This is a genomic window from Actinoplanes teichomyceticus ATCC 31121 (assembly GCF_003711105.1).
Lineage (GTDB): Bacteria > Actinomycetota > Actinomycetes > Mycobacteriales > Micromonosporaceae > Actinoplanes > Actinoplanes teichomyceticus.
In genome coordinates this window covers 1,702,425-1,721,696 of sequence record NZ_CP023865.1, presented here as the reverse complement: position 1 = coordinate 1,721,696, position 19,272 = coordinate 1,702,425, and the positions used below count along the sequence as shown (strand labels likewise).

The 19,272-nt window shown below is 75.5% G+C and carries 20 protein-coding genes; 6 read left to right on the top strand and 14 right to left on the bottom strand.

The window, feature by feature from the left end; translation table 11 throughout:
- Positions 1-36: 36 nt before the first annotated feature.
- Genes ACTEI_RS07905 through ACTEI_RS07890 form a run of 3 tightly spaced genes read right to left on the bottom strand, consistent with a single transcriptional unit; the run spans position 37 to position 3,128 of the window.
- Positions 37-1,437: an MFS transporter gene (locus tag ACTEI_RS07905; RefSeq protein WP_122977049.1), complete on the bottom strand. Its 1,401-nt coding sequence runs from the start codon at positions 1,435-1,437 to the stop codon at positions 37-39.
- A 58-nt stretch (positions 1,438-1,495) separates the two neighbouring features.
- Positions 1,496-2,404: a hypothetical protein gene (locus tag ACTEI_RS38135; RefSeq protein ID WP_244940671.1), complete on the bottom strand. Its 909-nt coding sequence runs from the start codon at positions 2,402-2,404 to the stop codon at positions 1,496-1,498.
- A gap of 19 nt (positions 2,405-2,423) precedes the next feature.
- Positions 2,424-3,128 carry a TetR/AcrR family transcriptional regulator gene (locus ACTEI_RS07890; RefSeq protein WP_122977046.1) on the bottom strand — a complete coding sequence of 235 codons (705 nt, stop codon included), beginning with the start codon at positions 3,126-3,128 and terminating at the stop codon, positions 2,424-2,426.
- Positions 3,129-3,210: 82 nt separating this feature from the next.
- On the opposite strand from ACTEI_RS07890, the gene ACTEI_RS07885 reads away from it, so the two are divergent.
- The gene (locus ACTEI_RS07885) at positions 3,211-3,933 is read left to right on the top strand and encodes a DUF2306 domain-containing protein (protein ID WP_122981979.1); all 723 of its coding nucleotides are present in this window, start codon (positions 3,211-3,213) and stop codon (positions 3,931-3,933) included.
- Between the two features lie 286 nt (positions 3,934-4,219).
- Here the strand turns inward: ACTEI_RS07885 and ACTEI_RS07880 are convergent, their stop codons facing one another.
- The 5 genes from ACTEI_RS07880 to metF all read right to left on the bottom strand — a co-directional run bounded on the left by ACTEI_RS07880 (position 4,220) and on the right by metF (position 8,750).
- On the bottom strand, positions 4,220-5,686 hold the full coding sequence (locus tag ACTEI_RS07880) for an MFS transporter (protein ID WP_122977045.1): 1,467 nt from the start codon (positions 5,684-5,686) through the stop codon (positions 4,220-4,222).
- Between the two features lie 78 nt (positions 5,687-5,764).
- Positions 5,765-6,229: a MarR family winged helix-turn-helix transcriptional regulator gene (locus ACTEI_RS07875; protein WP_122977044.1), complete on the bottom strand. Its 465-nt coding sequence runs from the start codon at positions 6,227-6,229 to the stop codon at positions 5,765-5,767.
- 97 nt (positions 6,230-6,326) lie between these two features.
- Positions 6,327-6,764, bottom strand: a complete 438-nt coding sequence (locus ACTEI_RS07870) for an HNH endonuclease (protein ID WP_122977043.1) — start codon at positions 6,762-6,764, stop codon at positions 6,327-6,329.
- Between the two features lie 414 nt (positions 6,765-7,178).
- Entirely contained in the window at positions 7,179-7,817 is a 639-nt protein-coding gene (locus ACTEI_RS07865; RefSeq protein ID WP_122977042.1) for a CDP-alcohol phosphatidyltransferase family protein, read from the bottom strand.
- A gap of 9 nt (positions 7,818-7,826) precedes the next feature.
- Positions 7,827-8,750 carry a methylenetetrahydrofolate reductase [NAD(P)H] gene (metF, locus tag ACTEI_RS07860; RefSeq protein ID WP_122977041.1) on the bottom strand — a complete coding sequence of 308 codons (924 nt, stop codon included), beginning with the start codon at positions 8,748-8,750 and terminating at the stop codon, positions 7,827-7,829.
- Between the two features lie 60 nt (positions 8,751-8,810).
- Here metF and ACTEI_RS07855 point away from each other — a divergent pair, with 60 nt between their 5' ends.
- Complete coding sequence (locus tag ACTEI_RS07855; RefSeq protein ID WP_122977040.1) at positions 8,811-9,881, top strand: polyprenyl synthetase family protein; 1,071 nt, start codon at positions 8,811-8,813, stop codon at positions 9,879-9,881.
- Here the strand turns inward: ACTEI_RS07855 and ACTEI_RS07850 are convergent.
- From ACTEI_RS07850 to ACTEI_RS07840, 3 genes are read right to left on the bottom strand one after another with little or no spacing between them, the layout of a single operon-like run.
- Entirely contained in the window at positions 9,862-10,221 is a 360-nt protein-coding gene (locus ACTEI_RS07850; protein ID WP_122977039.1) for a lycopene cyclase domain-containing protein, read from the bottom strand. The genes ACTEI_RS07855 and ACTEI_RS07850 overlap by 20 nt on opposite strands.
- Entirely contained in the window at positions 10,218-10,544 is a 327-nt protein-coding gene (locus tag ACTEI_RS07845) for a lycopene cyclase domain-containing protein (RefSeq protein ID WP_122977038.1), read from the bottom strand. Before ACTEI_RS07845 ends, ACTEI_RS07850 begins: the two co-directional genes overlap by 4 nt.
- Before the next feature lie 4 nt (positions 10,545-10,548).
- Complete coding sequence (locus ACTEI_RS07840) at positions 10,549-10,899, bottom strand: Rv2175c family DNA-binding protein (protein WP_122977037.1); 351 nt, start codon at positions 10,897-10,899, stop codon at positions 10,549-10,551.
- A 9-nt stretch (positions 10,900-10,908) separates the two neighbouring features.
- Here ACTEI_RS07840 and ACTEI_RS07835 point away from each other — a divergent pair, with 9 nt between their 5' ends.
- From ACTEI_RS07835 to ACTEI_RS07825, 3 genes are all read left to right on the top strand, one after another.
- Complete coding sequence (locus tag ACTEI_RS07835; protein WP_145830825.1) at positions 10,909-11,769, top strand: hypothetical protein; 861 nt, start codon at positions 10,909-10,911, stop codon at positions 11,767-11,769.
- Positions 11,770-11,892: 123 nt separating this feature from the next.
- Positions 11,893-13,878 (top strand): Stk1 family PASTA domain-containing Ser/Thr kinase, encoded by a 1,986-nt coding sequence (gene pknB, locus ACTEI_RS07830; protein WP_122977035.1) that lies wholly within the window; start codon positions 11,893-11,895, stop codon positions 13,876-13,878.
- Positions 13,869-14,732 carry a deoxyribonuclease IV gene (locus ACTEI_RS07825; RefSeq protein WP_187645896.1) on the top strand — a complete coding sequence of 288 codons (864 nt, stop codon included), beginning with the start codon at positions 13,869-13,871 and terminating at the stop codon, positions 14,730-14,732. The genes pknB and ACTEI_RS07825 overlap by 10 nt, the downstream gene beginning before the upstream one ends.
- Positions 14,733-14,741: 9 nt before the next feature.
- Here the strand turns inward: ACTEI_RS07825 and ACTEI_RS07820 are convergent, their stop codons facing one another.
- Positions 14,742-15,614, bottom strand: a complete 873-nt coding sequence (locus ACTEI_RS07820) for a LysR family transcriptional regulator (protein WP_122977034.1) — start codon at positions 15,612-15,614, stop codon at positions 14,742-14,744.
- Positions 15,615-15,686: 72 nt separating this feature from the next.
- Here ACTEI_RS07820 and ACTEI_RS07815 point away from each other — a divergent pair, with 72 nt between their 5' ends.
- Positions 15,687-16,445: a CTP synthase C-terminal region-related (seleno)protein gene (locus ACTEI_RS07815; RefSeq protein ID WP_122977033.1), complete on the top strand. Its 759-nt coding sequence runs from the start codon at positions 15,687-15,689 to the stop codon at positions 16,443-16,445.
- Between the two features lie 49 nt (positions 16,446-16,494).
- On the opposite strand, the gene ACTEI_RS07810 is transcribed toward ACTEI_RS07815, so the two are convergent.
- A complete protein-coding gene (locus ACTEI_RS07810; RefSeq protein ID WP_122977032.1) occupies positions 16,495-17,733 on the bottom strand; it encodes an IPT/TIG domain-containing protein in 1,239 nt (412 codons plus the stop codon).
- Positions 17,734-17,744: 11 nt separating this feature from the next.
- Complete coding sequence (locus ACTEI_RS07805) at positions 17,745-19,247, bottom strand: IPT/TIG domain-containing protein (protein WP_164465878.1); 1,503 nt, start codon at positions 19,245-19,247, stop codon at positions 17,745-17,747.
- Positions 19,248-19,272 lie beyond the last annotated feature (25 nt).

Genomic DNA, 19,272 nt, shown 5'->3' with positions numbered 1-19,272 from the left:
GCCCGCCCACCAGGCCCGGCGGCGGGGAGCCGGCACTCAGCCGGTCGGCTCCCCGCGCCGCGGCCGGCTGCCGGCGACCAGAGCCGCGACCAGGGACAGGACGGCGGCCAGGAGCAGCGGTGGGCGGGCGCCGACCTGGGCCAGGGCCGAACCCAGCGGGATGGCCAGATTGATCGGGCCGAACATGACCATGTTCCCGGTGGCGGAGACCCGGCCCAGCAGGTGGTCCGGGGTGCCGGTCTGGATGGCGGTGACACCGGCGATGAGCGTCCAGGGCAGGCCGAGACCGGCCAGCACGCTCCCGGCGACCATCCCCGGCCACCAGGGCAGCGACCAGCACAGACAGGCCGCGGCGAAGAGCGCGCCACCGAGCGCGGCCACCCGGGCGGCCCCGAGGCGGGCCAGCAGGCGGCCGAACAGCAGGCCGCCGAGGATCGAGCCGGCGCCCTGCGCGCTGGAGAGGATGCCCAGGTAGCCGGCCGGGCGGTGCAGGCCGTCGACCAGGTGCAGCAGCACGGCGGCGTTGGTCAGGCCGGAGGCCGCGATCGCCGCCGCGGCCACCAGCACCGGCGTCCGCAGCGGCTCGCGCCACAGCGCGGCCAGCCCGGCCCGGACGCTGCCCCACCCGAGGGTCACCGCGCGGCCGGCGGCGTCCGGCCCGTCCGGCCCGTCCGGCCCGTCCGGTGGGCCGGGCGCGGGGCGGTCGGCGGCCGGTTCCCCGGTGCCCGCGCGCGTCGCGGGAGCCGGGGCAGGCGCACGGACGTCCGCGCCCGGTGGTGGAGCCGGGGCAGGGGCACGGACGTCCGCGCCCGGTGGTGGGGCCGGAGCGGGCGCACGGACCTCCGCGCCCGGAACCGGGGTGGGCGCACGGATGTCCGCGTCCGGAGCCGGGATGGCTGGGCGGAGCTTGACCACGGCGTACAGGACAGCGGTGGCGATCGGGAGCGCGGCGCAGACGAGGACCACTGCCGGCGCGCCGCGCCAGGTGTAGAGGGCCGCACCGGCCAGCGGGGCCAGCAGTTTCATGCCCTCCTGGGCGCTGGCGCGCCAGCCGTTGACGTCACCGAGCAGGCGCGGCGGCAGCGCGGCCGGCAGCAGCGCGCTCTCCCCGGCGTCCAGCAGAACGTAGCTGAGGCCACGGAACAGCAGCACCACGTAGATCGCGCCGGCGGACGGCGCCGCGAGCAGCACCAGGATCGCGGCGCTGACCAGCAGGTCGATCGTGATGAGCAGCGGTCGGCGGGGCAAGCGGTCGACCAGCGCGCCGAGCCAGGGCGCGGCCAGGGCCGGCGCGTAGACACCGAGGGCAGCCAGCACGGCCAGGCTCGCCGAGCCGGTGAGGTCGAGGATCCACAGGTTCGCGGCGACGCTCATCGCGGTGCTGCCGAACCCGGAGCAGAGTGAGATCAACACGAACAGCACGGCGTTGCGGCGCATAGGCCCTCCGGAATTGAGTCGACCGGACTCACATCCTGGAGAGTTGAGCGGCTGACTGTCAATCCGGGTTTGCGTTCGCCCACCGCTCCCGCAGCCGCTCCACGGCCGCCCGCAGCGGCACCGGAAGGCGGGCCGGCCCGCCCGGCCGGGCGGGGTCCGCCGGGCCGGTGCGATCAGCCGGGCCGGCGGTCTCCGGGGCGGCGGTGAGATCGGCCAACGCCTGGGAGACCAGGTCATAGAGGGCGCCCGGCGGCGCGTCCGGGGCCGCCGCGAGGGTTTCCCGGACCAGGGCGGCCCGGCGGAAACGGCCATCCCAGCGCCGATCCGCGCCGATCCGGCGGTGCAGGTCGAGCGCGGATTCGCGCAGCCGGGCGAGGCTTTCGCCGTACCCCTGATCCAGCCGCGCCCGCTGCGGCCGGGCGTCGCGCGCGAGGGCCTGCGCCAGGCGATGCCGGCGCTGTTCGGCCGCCTGACGGCTGGCCAGGCCCAGCGCCTCGGCGATCGCCGGCCAGGTGGCGCCGGCACGGCGGGCCTGATCGATCAGAGCCAGCTCGTCAGCGTCGAGCCGGGCCCGGCGGGCGGGAATGGCGCGCAACCCGGCGAGGCCGGGCGCGTCGGCGCGGGCGTCAGCGGCACCGCGCGTCTCGGCGACGCCAGGAGCTAGGGCGTCGCGGGCGCCAGCAGCACCGCGGGCCTCGGCAACATCAGAAGCGACGGCGGCGCGGGCGCCAGCAGCACCGCGGGCCTCGGCAACATCAGGAGCGACGGCGGCGCGGGCGGCGGCGTCGTGAGCGGCGCGGGCGGCGGCGGCATCGTGAGCGGCGCGGGCGTCAGCGGCATCGTGAGCGGCGCGGGCGGCGGCGGCATCGTGAGCGGCGCGGGCGTCAGCGGCATCGTGAGCGGCGCGGGCGGCGGCGGCATCGTGAGCGGCGCGGGCGGCGGCGGCACTGGCGTCGGGGGTGGGCACCGGAGCAGGCTAGCAAATGTCAACGTTTTGTTGACACCAGGAGCTCGATGCCGTCGAGGAGACGGGCGAGCGCGACCTCGAAGGACCGGTCGGCATCGTCGCCGCGGAAGACGCCGTCGGCGACGGCCTCGGCCAGGGCCGGGAACCGGTCAGCCGTGACGAAACGGTCGAGCACGGCGCCGTAGTCCGTGACCACGTCCGGCGTGCCGCTGAGCAGGACCGCGCCGATCTGCGCCTCACCGCGGGTCAGGTAGAGCGCGGCCAGCACCACCTGGACGCGTTCGCGGTGGCTGAGCGAGGTGCCGGCGAGCGCGGACAGCCCGCGGTCCAGCCAGGCGAGCTGACCCGGCTCGAGCGGGGGCCGGCCGGCCGAGGCCTGCAGGATCCACGGATGCGCGTACAGCACGCCGCGCAACGCGCGCGCCCACGCGGCCAGGCCGTCACGCCAGCCGGGCGGCAGCTCCGGGGGTGGGCCGGGCGCGGTGTTCTGCATGAAGACCAGCAGCTCGTCCTTGTTGGCGACGTGCCGGTAGAGGGACATCGGCGCGCAGCCGAGCCGGTCCGCGAGCCGGGCCATGGAGAGCGCGGCGAGGCCGTCGCGATCGGCGATCTCGATCGCGGTGGCGACGATGCGATCCAGGCTCAGCGCGGGTTGCGGGCCGCGCGCGGGGCGCTCCGCGACCCCCCAGAGGACCTTGAGCGTACGCGGTATCTCGGTCGGCACCGCCCCATCCTAGGGGCTTCCCGAACTACTGCGTATGCCCTACGCTGACTTGCGTATGGCATACGCAGAGGGAGGAATGGACATGACCCGATGGTGGCGACGCCCGTGGATCGTCCCGCTCGCGGCGCTCGTGGTGATCTTCATGGTGTTCTCGCTCCCGCCGTACCTGAGCTTCGATCCGGCACGCTCCCGGGTGCCGCAGCCGCCGTCGCTGGGCGTCGCGCACTTCTGGCTGCTGGTGCCGCACGTGCTGTTCGGCGGCGTGGCCCTGGCCACGGCGGTGCTGCAGATCTGGCCGTGGCTGCGGCAGCGGCATCCGGTCGCGCACCGGCGGATCGGCCGGGTCTACGTGTTCGGCGGTGTGCTGCCCGCCGGATTGTGTGCGCTCACCATCGGGGCGTTCACGCCGTACGGGCCGGCGACCCGGGCCAGCGACGTGCTGCTCGGACTGCTGTGGCTCGCGGTGACCGCCGCCGGCTGGCGGGCCGCCCGGCGCCGCCGGTTCGCCGAACACCGGCGGTGGATGATCCGCAGCTTCGCGCTCACCGCCTCGATCATCACCAACCGGATCTGGGCCGCGATCTTCGTGATCACCCTGTCGCCGCAGCTGGAGACCACCTTCCACGGCGACGAGGGCCTGCTGAGCTGGGTGGCGTCGGCGGCCGCGGCCTGGCTGGGCTGGACCGTCCCGCTGCTGATCGCCGAGTTCTGGCTGGAGCGCGAGCGCCATCGCGGCCGGCCGGCCGCAGGCCGCCCCGCAACTCCCCAGGCCGCTGCACCCCAGCCGGCCGTCCCGGCGCCCTGAACCACCCCGGCCCCGCCGAGCGCGGGCCGCCCCGCAGCGGCCCGGCCGCCACCCCGGCCCCTGAGACGCCCCGGACGATCGAGGGCCGCACCGCAGCATCCCAGCCGCCACCCCGGCCCCTGAGACGCCCCGGACGATCGAGGGCCGCACCGCAGCATCCCAGCCGCCACCCCGGTCCCCGAGCCGCCCCGGCGGCCGATCGAGGGCCCGCCCGCCGCGCCCGAGCGCGCCCTCGCGACGCCGGGAACCGAGCCACCGGCCATCGGTACGGCTCCGGCACGACGCCTCAGGCCTTACGCGACACCGGGCGGGCGGCGCGATCGGAAGCGGTCATGGCGGGAGTCGGTTCGCTGGATGGCGGGATCGCCGCGGGCGGGTGGCGCAGAGCGGTCAGGGTGATCAGGGCGGCGGCCAGGACGAAGGCGGCGGCGGTCAGGAACGCCAGGCCGTAGCCGTCACGCAGGGCCACGATCTCGGGGACGCCGGAGTCGAGGCGGGCGGACGTCCGGCCGGCGGACACCACGGCGAGCACGGCGAGGCCGAGTGCGGCGCCGGCCTGCTGGGCGGTGTTGGTCAGACCGGACACCAACCCGGTGTCCCCGGTGGACGCGCCGGCCATCGCCAGCATCATGATCGCCGGAATGGCCACGCCGACGCCCAGGCCCACGGCGAGCAGTCCGGGCAGCACGTCGGCGGCGTAGGACGGGTCGGCCGGCACCCGGGCCAGCAGGGCCAGCCCGCCGGCGAGCAGCAGCAGGCCGGCCAGCAGCACCCGGCGTGGGCCGAACCGGGCGGTCAGCCGGGCGGCCGTGAGCAGTGACACCAGGCCGATCACGATCGGGGTGGGCAGGAAGCCGAGCCCGGTGCGCAGCGCGTCGAAGCCCATCACCCGCTGCAGGAACAGCGTGTTGACGAACTGGAAGCCCATCCCGGCGGCGAGGATCAGCAGGACAGCGGCGTTCGCGGCGAGCAGCCACGGGCGGCGCAGCAGGCGGAGCGGGACGAGGGGTTCGGGCGCCCGGCCCTGGCGTACCAGGAAAGCGAGGACCAGCAGTGCCGCGCCCGCGGCGAGCGACCAGACGGGAGCCGGCGGGGCCGGCTCGCCGGCCGCGACGATGGCGTAGACGCCGAGCGACAGTCCGGCGGTGATCAGCACCGCGCCGGGGAGATCGATCCGGCCGGTGGCGGCGGTCGCGGTGACCGGCAGCAGGCGCCGGCCGAGGACCCAGGCGGCCAGGCCGACCGGGACGTTGATCAGGAAGATGGCGGGCCAGCCGGCCAGGTCGGTCAGCACGCCGCCGACGACGAACCCGATCGCGGCGCCGCCGGCCTGGGTGAAGCTGAAGATGCCCACGGCGCGGGCCTGCGGGCCGGGCTCCGGGTAGAGCCGGACGATCATGCCGAGCACCACCGCGGAGGCGAGTGCCCCGCCGGCGCCCTGCACGAAGCGGCCGGCGACCAGCAGCGCACCGGTCGGCGCGAGGCCGCAGAGCAGGCTGGCGGCGGTGAAGACGGTCAGGCCGGTCAGGAAGACCCGCCGGGCGCCCAGCAGATCGCCGAGCCGGCCGGCGAGCAGCAGCAGACCGGCGAAGGCGACCAGGTAGCCGTTGACCACCCAGGCGACGCCGGCCGGGGTGAAGGCGAGATCCCGCTGAATGGCCGGGACGGCCACGGCGACGATGGTGCTGTCCAGCACGATCATCAGCGCGACGGTGCACAGCACGGCAAGTGTTGCCCCACGCGTAGGACTCATGGCCCGACCGTAACAGATAATCCGCTTCGGGACTATCTCGAAGAAACCTATTACGTACGGGATCGTTTGTCGCCGTGGTCACCTGCCGCGGGGGCGGCGCACCGGCTGCGGCCCGGCCGCCGAGTCGCTCGCCAGCGCTTCGAGGAGCTGGAGGAATCCGGCACGGGACTCCGCCGGGAAACCGGCGAGCACCTCGCCGTGCACCCGGTCGACGATCCGCTGCCCCTGCTCGGCGGCCAGCCGGCCCTTCTCGGTGACCGCGATGATCCGGGCCCGCCGGTCGGCGGCCGAGGCGCGCCGCTCGGCCAGCCCGCGCCGCTCCAGCTCGTCGACGGTGCCGACCATGGTGGTCTTGTCCAGGCCGGCCAGGGCGGCCAGCTGGATCTGGGTGCGCTCCTGCTCCAGCGCGTGCACCAGCACGCACTGCATACGCGGGGTCAGGTCGGCCTCGGCGAGCGCGGCGGCGAGACGGTTCGTCAGGGCGTGACCGGCCTCGTTCAGGAGGCGGCTGACGTCGAGCACGGTGCGGTCCGGGGCGGGCATGGGACAAGGTTATCCCCGGATCATCCGCAACCGGACGATCCGGGGAGCGGGCGAGGGCGGCCGGCGAGTCCCCGTGTTCACCCGCCGGCCGCCGGTCTCAGGCGAAAGCCACCCAGGCCGGCGCGTACGGCGTGACGCGCAACGGCATCCGGGCTTCCGCGGGCGTCCGGGCGCCCTTCCGGTTGTTGCAGCGGCCACAGGCGGCCACGGTGTTCCGCCACTCGTTGCCGCCACCACGGGAGCGGGGCAGCACGTGGTCGATGGTGGTGGCCGGGTCGCCGCAGTAGCCGCAGGTCCGCTTGTCCCGGGCCAGCACGCCGGCGCGGGACCAGCTCGGGCCCCGGCCACGGCGCCAGCGGGTCACCACGTAACTGACCAGCCGCACCACGGTCGGCACCGGGAACACCCCGATGGTCGCGTCCGGCTGCGCCTCGTGCACCACCGCCACCTGACGGAACAGCATCCGGATCGCGTGCCGGAGGCTGACCCGGTGCAGCGGTCCGCAGTCGGCGTTCAGGACCAGAACCGCGCTCATTCCGTATCACCTCCGTCAACCCTATTTTCTCGGCAAACCAGCAGCTCAGGGGCGTCCCCGCCGAGGAAGAAAATATGCTGGGCATCGACCGGCGACAACTGAATAAAGGTCTGTTCATTGCGCCGGACGACCTCTTCGGACGGTGTGCCCGGAGCGTGGCGAGGCAGGATGGCCGGTGCCGGGCACACCCCGCGGCGCCGGGCCCGGCTGCGGCACACCGGGCACGCCGGTGCGGCTGCGGCACACCGCACACGCCGGCACGGCTGCGGCACACCGCACACGCCGGCACGGCTGCGGCGCACCGCACACGCCGGCACGGCTGCGGCACACCGCACACGCCGGCACGGCTGGGGAGCACCGGGCACGCCGGGCACGGCCGCGGCACAGCGGCGCGGCGAGGCGGGCGGGCTGCGGTCAGCGCAGCGCGTGCCGGACGGCGGCGGACAGCTGCGCCAGCCCGATCAGCTGCATGACCACCCACAGGGCCGGCGGCAGCCACGGCATCCCGAGCACGGCGATCAGGGCCAGGCCGAGGCCGGCGATCAGCGCCCGGGTGGGCCGCTCCCCCACCGTCACCACACCGATCTCGGACATCCCGGCGGCGGTGGCGCGGGCCCGGACGTACTCGTGCAGCCAGCTCGCCGCGCCGGCCGCGGTGACCAGCCAGCCCGGCGCGCCGGCCACCCAGAAGGCGGCCAGCCAGGCCGCTTCGCCGAGGCGGTCGGCGACCGAGTCGTACACGAATCCGGTTCTCGTCACCCGCCCGGTGATCACCGCGACCGCGCCGTCCAGGCCGTCCGCCGCCGCGGCGACCAGCACCAGCAGCGCACCGGCCGGCAGGCCGGGCCGTCCGGCCAGCGCGATCAGCGGCACCGCGGCGCAGACCAGGACGCCGGCGGTGGTCACCGCCGCCGGTGACACCCGGTGGCGGCCCAGCCAGGAGCCGATCGCGTACGCCGCACGCACCCACCCCCGGACCAGCCGCGACGCGCGCCGCGGGTCGAACCCGCCGTGCAGCCCGGACCAGGCGGTCGCGTACTCGTCCCAGGTCACCCGCGCGCCTCAGCCGGCCGCGGCGACTTCCGAGGGGGCCAGCCGCTGCCAGACCTCGCGGGTCGCGGTGGACCGGTTCATGGTGATGAAGTGGATGCCCGGCACGCCCTCCTCGAGCAGCCGCGCGCACATCTGTGAGCAGGTCTCGATGCCCAGCTCGCGGACCGCCGCCTCGTCACCGGCGACCCGCTCGAAGCGGCGCAGCAGCTGCGGCGGGAACGGCGCCCCGGACAGCTGGGTGGACCGCTCGATGGTGGCCATCCGGGTGACCGGCATCACCCCGGCCACGATCGGGGTGTCACATCCGGCCGCCGCCACCCGGTCGCGCAGCCGCAGGTAGTCGTCGGCGTCGAAGAACATCTGGGTGATCGCGTACTCCGCGCCGGCCCGGCACTTGCGGATGAAGTGGCGGGTGTCGCCGGCCACGTCGGCCGAGCGGGGGTGTTTGTACGGGAAAGCCGCCACCCCCACGCTGAAGTCCCCGGACTCGCGGATCAGCGAGACCAGCTCCGCGGCGTAGAGGACGCCGTCGGGGTGCCGCACCCACTCGCCCATCGGGTCGCCCGGCGGGTCGCCGCGCAGCGCCAGCACGTTGCGGATCCCGGCCCCGGCCAGCCGGCCGATCACGTTGCGCAGGTCGGCGACCGAGTGATCGACCGCGGTGAGGTGGGCCATCGCCAGCAGGGTGGTCTCGGTGGCCACCCGCTCGGTGACCGCCACCGTGGTCTCCCGGGTGGTGCCGCCCGCGCCGTAGGTGATCGACACGAAGCTGGGCCGCAGCGACTCCAGCTCGCGGATCGCCTGCCACAGCAGCCGCTCCCCGTCCGGCGTCTTGGGCGGGAAGAACTCGAACGAGAACGTCGGCGCCGCGCCGCGGACCAGCTCGCCGATCGACGGGGTGCCGGGCAGCTTGGAGGGAAGTCCCAGAGACACACCGGAACTCTACCGGGCCGGTTACCCGGCCGATACGCACGAGCAAGTAGCGTCGCGGTCGTGACAAGATCCCCGCTCGACGTGGCCGACCTGCGGCCGCGTGTCGATCAGGCGCTGACCGGATTCCTCACCGGGCAGCGTGACCGGCTGCTCGCGATCGACCCGGCGCTGGCCGAGGTGGCCGCCTCGGTGTCCGAGTTCGTGCTCGGTGGCGGCAAGCGGCTGCGGCCCGCGTTCGCGTACTGGGGTTTCCGCGGCGCCGGGGGCGCCGACTCGGATCAGGTGGTGGCGGCGGTCGCGGCGCTGGAGCTGGTGCAGGCGAGCGCGCTGATCCACGACGACCTGATGGACCGGTCGGACACCCGGCGCGGGGTGCCGTCGGTGCACCGCCGGTTCGAGAAGCTGCACGCCGGCGAGGGCTGGCGGGGCAGCGCGGCCGGGTTCGGCGACTGCGCCGCGGTGCTGCTCGGCGACCTGTCCCTGGTCTGGTCGGACGAGCTGCTGCACCGGTCCGGGATGCCGCGCGACGACCTGGAACGCGCCCGGCCGGTGTTCGACGCGATGCGTACCGAGGTGACCGTCGGGCAGTACCTGGACGTGCTGACCCAGGCGACCGCGGACACCTCGCTGGAACGGGCCGGCAAGGTGGCCCGTTACAAGTCGGCCAAGTACACCGTGGAGCAGCCGCTGCTGCTCGGCGCGGCACTGGCCGGGGCGGATCCGGAGGTGTCCGCCGCCTACTCCGCGTTCGGGCTGCCGCTGGGCGAGGCGTTCCAGCTGCGCGACGACGTGCTCGGGGTGTTCGGCGACCCGGCGCACACCGGCAAGCCGGCCGGCGACGACCTGCGCGAGGGCAAGCGGACGTACCTGGTGGCGGCCGCGTTCGGCAACCTCGGCGAGACCGGTCGGGCGGAGCTGGACGCGGCGCTGGGCGACCCGGCGCTGGACGACGCCGGGGTGCAGCGGCTGTGCGCGGTGATCCGGGACAGCGGCGCGCTGGCGGCGACCGAGGCGCGGATCGACGAGCTGATGACCGCGGCCCTGGCGGCGCTGGCCGCGGCGCCGATCGAGGCGCAGGCGCGGGACGTGCTGCGCCGGCTGGCCGACGCGGCTACTCGCCGTTCCGTCTGAGCCACCGGAGCAGGCGGCTGCCGTCGCCGGCGGCGGGGGTGCGCTGGATGCCGTGCCGGCCCAGCGCCACCCAGACCGACAGGGTGCTCAGCACCAGCGCGAAGCCGAAGAGCAGGTCCTCGACGGGCGCGTGGACCAGCCGCCGGCCGAGGATCGCGTCCGGGTCGTAGATGACGATGTTCCGGCCGGTCAGGATGCCGTTCGAGATCAGCTGGAAGCCGAAGATGATCGGATAGGTGGCCCAGAAGACCAGGCGGGTGACCAGCCGGGTGCGCAGCGCGAACAGGTCGACGAGGACGGCGGCCAGCACACCGAGCACGGCCGCGGTGGTGTAGGTCACTCGTCCCCCGCCGGCCGTCGCAGCACCGCGCGGACCGCCTCGAATCCGAGCACCGCACAGATCGGTACGACCACGAAGAACAGCACCTCGTCCAGCGGCAGCCCGCCGCCGAGGTGGATGCCGGTGATCTGCGCCGGGTCGAAGGTCCAGTGACCGGCGGCGATCGCGGCCAGGTCCCAGAGCACGAAGACGGCCGCCACCGGCAGCACGGTCAGCGCCAGCCGCCGCCACCGGCGCAGCACGTTGACCCGCAGGATCGGCTCCAGCCACAGGGCGCCGGCCAGGCATCCGGCGAGCACGGCGAGGTACGCCAGGTGCCGCATCCGCTCAGAAACCCAGCGCCTGCGCGCGCCGCTTGATCTCGCGCGCCTGCGGTCCGCCGAGCGCGATCGCCGGGCTGCCGCCGACCTGCGGGTCCGCCGCATACAGCCACCGGAGGGCCTCTTCGTCGTTGTACCCGGCGTCGCGGAGCAGGGTCAGCACGCCCGGCAGGTGCTTGCGGACGGTGTCGTTGGCCACCAGTTCCTCAGGGACCACCCGGACGCCGTCCCGGCGGACGGCGATCAGGTGGCCGTCCTTGATCATCTGGTTGACCTTGCTGATCGACACGCCGAGCTTCTCGGACAGGTCCGGCAGGTTGATCCATCCGGCCGGTTCGGTGGTGACGGGTTCGCTCACGCGTACAGCGTGCCAGACCAGATCGGAGAGCTGTTGATGAGCCTGTGGCTACGGATCCGCGACGAGCTGCGCGGAGCGTGGCGCTCGGTGAAATACGACCTGGGCCGCCGCCCGGCCGGGCGCGCCGCGGGGCCGGACGTGACGTCCACCGGGCTGAGCACGTTCCCCGGAGCGCTGATGGAGTGGCGCACCGTGCCCGCGGAGCCGGACGCCCGGCCACCCCGGCGACTCCTCGGCATCACCGCGCTCTGTCTCGTCGCGCTGGTCGGCGCGATCGGGTCGTACCTGCTGGTGACCCGGAGCCTGGCGGACACCCGCGCGGACCGGGCCCGGGCCGCCGCGGCGCCACCGGCCGCGACGACCCACCGGGCGAGGCCACCCGCCGACCGACCGCCCGGGCACCGGCCGCCGGCGAAGCGGCCGCCCGGGAACCGGCCGCCCACCGGCGAACCGCCGGCGACCGAGCCGCCCACCGGCGAGCCCGCCTCCCGGACCGGGCCGGTGGCCCGCCCGGGGACCGCCGCGTCGCGTGCCGCGGCGACGACCGACCACGCCACCGGCCGGGCCCCGGTCCCGGCCGGCACGCGCGCGGCCACCCGCGGCGGCCGGGCCCCGGACACCGCCGGCCGGCCCACCGCCACGCGCCCGCGGACCGGCACCCCGGAGTGCCACTGCGTCACCCCGCCGGCGCCCACCCCGACCTCGCCCGCCTCCAGCGCTCCGGTCACCGGCAGCCCGGCGCCGGCCGAGCCGTCCGGCGCCGGCTCGCCCACCGCGCCGGGCGCATCGGCGGAGCCCGCCACGGACCGGCCGGAAGGGGACACCGGCCATCGGTGGCGACACCGCCACCGATGGCCGAAGACCGGATGAAGCCGGGGAAACGGACCGGTCGCCGGTCGATCGGCGCAGGTCACCGTCGCGCAGGTACCCGTTTGGACTCAGCTGTGACATCCTGGGTCACCCCCGCCGGAAAGACACATACACTTCACGCCGATGGACACCACAGTCGCCGATACGTTGATCGGCACAACGATTGACGGGCGCTACCGGATCACCGGTCGCGTCGCCCGTGGTGGCATGGCGACCGTGTACCGGGCCACCGACGAACGGCTCGGGCGCCCCGTCGCGCTCAAGATCATCCACCCGTCGCAGGCCACGAACGTCCACTTCGTCGACCGGTTCACCGACGAGGCGAAGACCATCGCCCGGCTCACCCACCCGAACGTCGTGGCCGTCTACGACCAGGGCCGGCACGAGGGCCTGCCGTACCTGGTGATGGAGTTCGTCCAGGGCCGCACGCTGCGTGACCTGCTGGCCCAGCGCACCCGGCTGACCCCGGTCGAGGCGCTGGCCATCCTGGAGCAGATGCTCGCCGCGATCGCCGCCGCGCACCGCGCCGGCCTGGTGCACCGCGACGTCAAGCCGGAGAACGTGCTGGTCGCCGAGGCGCCCAGCGGCGGCACGAACGACCTGGTGGACGCCGTGGTCAAGGTCGCCGACTTCGGTCTGGCGCGGGCCATCGAGGCGAGCACGGTCGACGAGTCCGGCCAGCTGATGGCCACCGTGGCGTACGTCGCTCCGGAGCTGGTGCAGGCCGGCCAGGCGGACGCCCGTACCGACGTGTACTCGGCCGGCATCGTCCTGTTCGAGATGCTCACCGGCCGGGTGCCGTACGACGCCGCCGATCCGGTCGAGGTCGCCTGGAAACACGTGGACAACGACGTGCCGGCCCCGTCGGCGCTGGTCCCCGGCCTGCCGCGGGCGCTCGACGGCCTGGTCGCCCGGGCCACCCGCCGCAACCCGGGCGAGCGCCCGACCGACGCCGGCCGGCTGCTCACCGAGGTCCAGGCGGTCCGCGACACGCTGGGCACGGCGGACGCGGCGACCGCGCTGCTGAGCCCGGTCCCCGGGCGGCCCGCCGACGCCACCACGATCGTGCCGACGGTGCCCGCCGCGGACGCCACCGCCCTGGTCCCGCCGGTCCCCGCCGCCCACCACCCGGGCGGCCACCGCCCGTCCTGGGCACGGCTGCCCGAGCACGGCGGCGCCCGGAGCGCGCCGCATCGCCGGGGCGCGGCCGAGCCGCACCGCGAGGGGCTCTTCGCCGACCGCCGCCGGGCCTCGCTGATCTCGCTGATCGCGGTGACCGTCCTGGTCGTGCTCGGCAGCACCTGGTGGCTCGCCGTGGGCCGCTACACCGACGCCCCCAGCCTGCTGACCCTGCCCAAGGCGGCGGCCGAGGAGGCCGCCGCGAAAGCCGGCTTCGGCGTGTTCTACGGCGACGGGCGGTACAGCGACACCGTCGCCAAGGATTCGGTGGTCAGCCAGAACCCCGGCCCCGGCGAGCGGGTGGTCAAGGGCGAGACGCTGACCCTGATCCTGTCGCTCGGCCCCGAGGTGCACGCGGTGCCCGACCTGAGCGGGCAGGAGGCGGCCAGCGCCAAGGGCTCGCTGGAGGAGCTCGGCCTGAAGTACAGGGAGGGCAAGGGGCAGTACAGCGACACCGTGCCGGAGGGTGTGGTGATCTCGCTGAGCCCCCGGGCCGGGACCGAGCTCAAGCCGGGCGAGACGGTCACCGTCGTGCTGAGCAAGGGCCGCGCGCCGATCACCGTGCCGAACCTGGTCGGGATGAACATCAACGAGGCCCGCGGCAAGCTGCAGGAGCTCGGGCTGACCGCGCTGGAACGCTCCAAGGACAGTGACCAGCCGGCCGACCAGGTGCTCGCCCAGACACCGAAACCCGGCACCGGGGTGGAGAAGAACGCCGAGATCACCCTCGACGTCAGCAAGGGGCCGCCGCTGGTCACCGTGCCGGACGTGGGCCGTCAGCCGTGCCAGCAGGCGAAGGCGACGCTGGAGGGCGCGGGCCTGGTCGCGCAGATCGGCGGGCTCAACCCGAACGGCACCGTGTTCGCGCAGAACCCCGGCCCGAACCAGCAGGTCGCCCCGCAGAGCCCGGTGCAGCTGCAGTGCTTCTAGACCGCCGGATCGGGTCGCACACGAAGACGTCGGGCGGGCTGGCCAAGGCCGCCCTCCCGTACGTCGACGCGGCGGGCTCGGAAACTCTGCAGGTGTACGTCGCCAACTCCCGAGGCTGGGCGCTGCCGCCCGGGGACCCGAAGCAGGACGCGCTGTTCCGGGACGGGATCGGCGAGCGGGAGCTGCCCGCGTACATTCACGCGTCGTTGCTGGTCAACCTGGGGTCACCGACCGAGTTGACGGTGGAGCGCTCGGTCGCCGCGCTGGAGCACGCGCTGCGGCGCGGCCGGGCGATCGGCGCGACGGCCGTGGTCTACCACGCCGGCAGCTCGGTCGACGAGGCCCACGCCGACAAGGCCATGCACCAGCTGCACGAGCGGCTGCTGCCGCTGCTGGACACGGCCGCCGCCGAGGGGCTGCCCCGGCTGCTGGTCGAGCCGAGCGCCGGCGGCGGCCGCAGCCTGGCGTCGAAGGTGCAGGACCTGGAGGCCTATCTGGCGGCTGTCGAGGGGCACCCGTGGCTGGGCGTCTGCTTCGACACCTGCCACGCCTGGGCGGCCGGTCACGACCTGGTCACCCCGGGCGGGATGACCGCGACGCTGGACGCCCTGGTGGCCGCGGCCGGTCCGGGGCGCCTGCAGCTGATCCACGCGAACGACTCGAAGGACGACTGCGGGTCGACCCGGGACCGGCACGAGACGATCGGCAAGGGCCGGATCGGCACGGCCCCGTTCGCGGAGCTGTTCCGGCATCCGGCCACCGCGGGCGTGCCGGTCATCGTGGAGACCCCGACGGTCGAGCACGAGGGGCACGCGGCGGACATCGCGCTGCTCAAGGGGCTGCGCGACGCCTGACCCGGGGTCTCAGCCGGTGAGCAGGGCGGCCAGCCGGGCGGCCGGCTCGGTCGGGTCCGCGGCAGCCGGGGCGCGCAGCAGCTCGACCCGGTGCACCAGGCGCGGCGCGCCGATCGGCACCGCCACCAGATCGGCGCGCCCGGCCAGCAGCGGGGCGGGCAGCAGCGCCAGCCCGTGCCCGGCGGCGACCAGCCCGGTCAGGACCGTCACCTCGGCGCCGTCGTAGTGCAGCCCGGCCCGCAGCCCGTCGACCGGCAGGCGGTCCAGCGGCGCGACCCGGGACGCCTCGATCCAGTACGCGTCGGCCAGGTCGGCCAGATCGACCGAGGCGTGCCGGGCCAGCGGGTGCCCGGCCGGGACGGCGACCACGGCCGGGCTCTCGGTCACCCGGACCGGCCGTGGATCACCCGGCTCGGGCAGGCGCAGCGGGTCGCTGGGCGCGGTGAATCCGTCCACCAGGCCGAGGTCCGTCGCGCCGGTGGCGGTGGCGGTGACCACCGCGGGCAGGTCGGCGATCAGCAGGCGGGGGCGCAGGCGGGCGGAGGTGGCACGGATCCGGGCGAGGGCGGCGGCGACCGGAGGCGTCCAGGCGAGCGGGGTGAGCGCCAGGCCCAGCCGCCCGGGCGGGGCGGCGGTACGGGTGACGTCGGCGCGGGCGGCTGCCAGCCGTACCAGAAGGAGCCGGGCGTGCCGCAGCAGCCGCTCGCCGGCCGCGGTCAGCGCCACCGGCCGCCTGGTCAGCAGCGCCGTCCCCAGGTCGGCCTCCAGGGCGGCGATCTGCTGGGACACCGCGGACTGGGTGTAGCGCAACCGCTCGGCGGCGGCGGAGAACGAGCCGGTCTCGGCGACCTCGACGAAGGTGCGCAGCAGGTGCGGATCCACATCAGCAAGGCTAATGCCGGGTACAGCGACGATCGTTGGACGTGATCTGCCCGGGCGGCCGAGGATGGCGACATGATTTCCATCGCCCTGGTCGGTGACCGGTCACCGACGGTTCGCGCGCACACGCGCATTCCCACGATCATCGACGCGCTGCGCGAGGAGGAGGGTCTCGACCTGGACGTGTACTGGGTGCCGACGCCGGTGGCCGAGGACCCGGAGGCGCTGCGCGGGTTCGCCGGCGTGTGGCTGGTGCCCGGGAGCCCGTACGCGAGCGAGGCCGGCGGCGTCGCCGCGGCCCGGACCGCCCGGGTGGAGGGGATCCCGTTCCTCGGCACCTGCGGCGGCTTCCAGCACGCGCTGCTGGAGTTCGCCCGCGACGTCTGCGGCTTCGCCGGTGCCGGGCACGCGGAGTACGGCCGGACCGCCCCCGGCGACGAGCTCATCGTCCCGCTGTCCTGCTCGCTGGCCGGGCACGAGGCGGCGGTCGAACTGGCCCCCGGCTCGCTGGTGGAGCGTCTGCTCGGCACGGCCCGCACGGTCGAGCGCTACCACTGCTCGTACGGGCTCGCCCCGGCCCACCTGGCACTGCTGCGCGCCCACGGGATGCGGTTCACCGGCCACGACGACAGCGGCGAGGTACGGGTGGCCGAGCTCCCCGGCCACCCGTTCTTCCTCGCCACGCTGTTCCAGCCGGAGCTGTCCGGCACCGCCCCGCACCCGCTGATCCGCGGCTTCGCCCGAGCCGCCGCGGACCGTCAGGCCGCCGGCGTCGCGCCCGCCGCCCCGGCCCCCGTCCTGGGTGTCGCGCCCACCGCGCCGGCCCCGTCCTGAGCGTCGCGCCCACCCGCGGCCGCAGCCGCCGGCCGTCAGTTGTCGGCCGTCAGTTGTCGGTGTAGCTGAAGGTGGCCGCGCCGGTGAAGCGGCTCGCGGTGCCGGTGCCGGAGGTGAAGCCGACCGCGACCGGCCCGGCCGAGGCCGCCGGCGGGACCGTGCACAGGAACGCCACCGCCGCCCCGGTGCCCTGCTTGGCGCACGTCGCCGGGTTCGCGCCGAACGTGAAGCCGCTCGCCGACGCGATGCCCGCGCCGGCCGCCCGCACGGTGACCTTGGCGCCGCCGCTGAGCACGTCGCTGCGGAGCGACAGGCTGGTCACCACCGGCGCCACCGTCACCACGGCGGGCTCGCCCGGGATGCCGTTGTGCACGACGGTGAAGGGCGCCGAGTCGACGGCGGCGGCCGGCGCCGTGACGCGCAGGCGGGTCTCGTCCACATAGGCCGCGGCGAGCACCTTGGTTCCCATCAGCACGGTGACCTTCTCGGCGGCGAACGCCTTGGCGTCCTCGCCGAGCGTGCCGCCGGTGACGGTGAGGACCAGCGGGCCACCGCTGGCCTTGACGGCCGGTTCGCCGGTGACGTCGATGCCGAGCGGGGTCACGTACCCGACGGCGGCCCGGGCCGACGCCTCGCTGACGCCACCGGTTGTCTTGACCGTCACGGCGGCCGAGCCGCCCGCCCCGGCCGGCGCGACCGCGGTGATCCGGGTGGCGGAGACCACGGTGAACGAGGTCGCGGCCCGGCCGCCGAAGGTGACCGCCGCCGGGTCGGTGGCGTCCACGCCGAGGAAGCCGGCCCCGGAGATGGTCACGGTGGCGCCGCCGGCCGCGCTGATCCGGGCCGGGGCGACCGCCGTGACCGCCGGGCGGTACGCCACCACCGACGCCGACTCCGGCCCGGGGACGCCCTTGCTGAGCAGACGCATCGTCGCCGTGGTGGCTTTGGTCGTGGCCGGCGCGGTGACCTTGAGGTGGCTCTCGTCCACCCAGGTCACCGGGGCGCTGACCCCGCCCACCGTGGCGGTGATCCGCAGGGTGCCGAAGGCGGCCGCGGTCGCCCCGACCGTGCCGCCGCCCACGGTCACCGGGATCACCGTGCCGCCGGTCGGCCTGGCCGCGATCCGGTCCTCGAACGCGGCGGTCAGCCCGGCGCTCGCGGCCGCCGCCGTCGCGGTGGCGCCCGCCCGGTACGGGGCGGCGGTCGCGACGGCCGGGACGCCGGCCGCCACGAGCACGGCCGCGGCCGCGAGCCCGGCGGCGCGGCGGGGCTTCTTCGAGTGCGTCATGAGGCTTCCCGTCAGTCGATGTCGGTGTAGGTGAACGTGGCGGCCGCGGTGAACCGGCTCGCCGTGCCGCCGCCCGTGGTGAACCGCACCGGCACCGGACCGGCCTGGGCCGCCGCCGGGACGGTGCAGACGAACATCGGCGACGTCGCGGCGGCGCCCTTCTCGCAGGTCGCCGGGGTGGCGCCGAACGTGAAGCCGGACGCCTCGTCGGCGCCGAGGCCGGCCACCCGGACCTGCACCGTCCGGCCGCCGGCCAGCGGGGAGCTGCTCGCGGACAGGCTGGTGACGACCGCGCCGACCGGCAGCGTGGTGGCCGGTCCGGCGATGCGGTCCTGGACCAGCCGCAGCTCGGCCGTCTCGGTGCGCAGGGCGGGCACCGGGACCCGCAGGTGGGTCGGGTCCACATAGGCGGCCATGAGCCGGGCGGCGCCCAGCTGCACGGTGACCGGCATCGCCGCGTACTCCCTGGCGGTCGCGCCCAGCGTGCCGCCGGTGACGGTCAGCACGTGCGCGCCGCCGGCGGCGCGCAGGAACTGGTCGCCGGAGCCGTCGACGGCGAGCACTCCGCGGTAGGTGACCGCGGGCCCCTCCGCCGGGCTGGCCGCGTCCGGGGTCGTGACGCGCACCGTGGCGGCGCCGGCCGCGGCGGGCGGCAGGACCGCCTCGATCTGGGTCGCCGAGTTCACCGAGAAGGCGGTCACGGCGACGCCGCCGACGGTCACCGCCTCCGGGTCCGACTCGTCCACGCTGAGGAAGCCCGCCCCGGTGATCCGGATGGCTTCGCCGCCCTCCACCCGGATCGAGCCGGGGGTGACCGCGGTGACCACGGGGAAGTAGCCGACCTTCGAGGTGGACTCCGGCCCGGCGTAGCCGTCGTGCACCAGCTGCACGGCGGCCGGGGTGGTCCGGGACGTCGCGGGCGCGGTGACCCGCAGGTGGGTCGGGTCCACCCAGGTCGCCTTCGCGGGCAGGCCGCCGACCCGGGCGGTGATCTTGAGGGCGGCGAACGCCGCCGCCGTGGCGCCGGCGGTCCCCCCGCCGACCTCGACCGGGATCTCGGTGCCGCCGGTGGCCCGGGCCGCAAGGCCGTCGAAGGCCGCGGTCAGCTCCATCCGGAAGCCGAAGGCCGGAGCGGTCCGGGCGGCGCCGCCGCTGCCGGTGACCTTGACCGGCACGGTGCCGGCGCCGGCCGGGGTGGTGGCGACGAGCTTGGTGTCGGTGACCACCACGAAGCGTTCCGCCGGGACGTCGCCGAAGGTGACCGCGCGCGGGTCGCCGGGGTCGAGGGTGGAGAAGCCCGAGCCCAGGACGACGACCGGGGTGCCGCCGCCGAGTGGACCGGTGGACGGGGATATGCCGGTGACCACCGGCGCCGCCGCGACCACGGCACGGACGGCGCCGGTCGCGGAGTACGCCGCGGACGGCGGGACGAGGGTGATCGCCACGCTGCCGATGACGGCGACAGCGGTGGCTGCGGCTGCGGTGGCCCTGCGGGCCCGAGGTGTCTTCGCCATAGCGAAGCAACCCATCGGGCCCGGA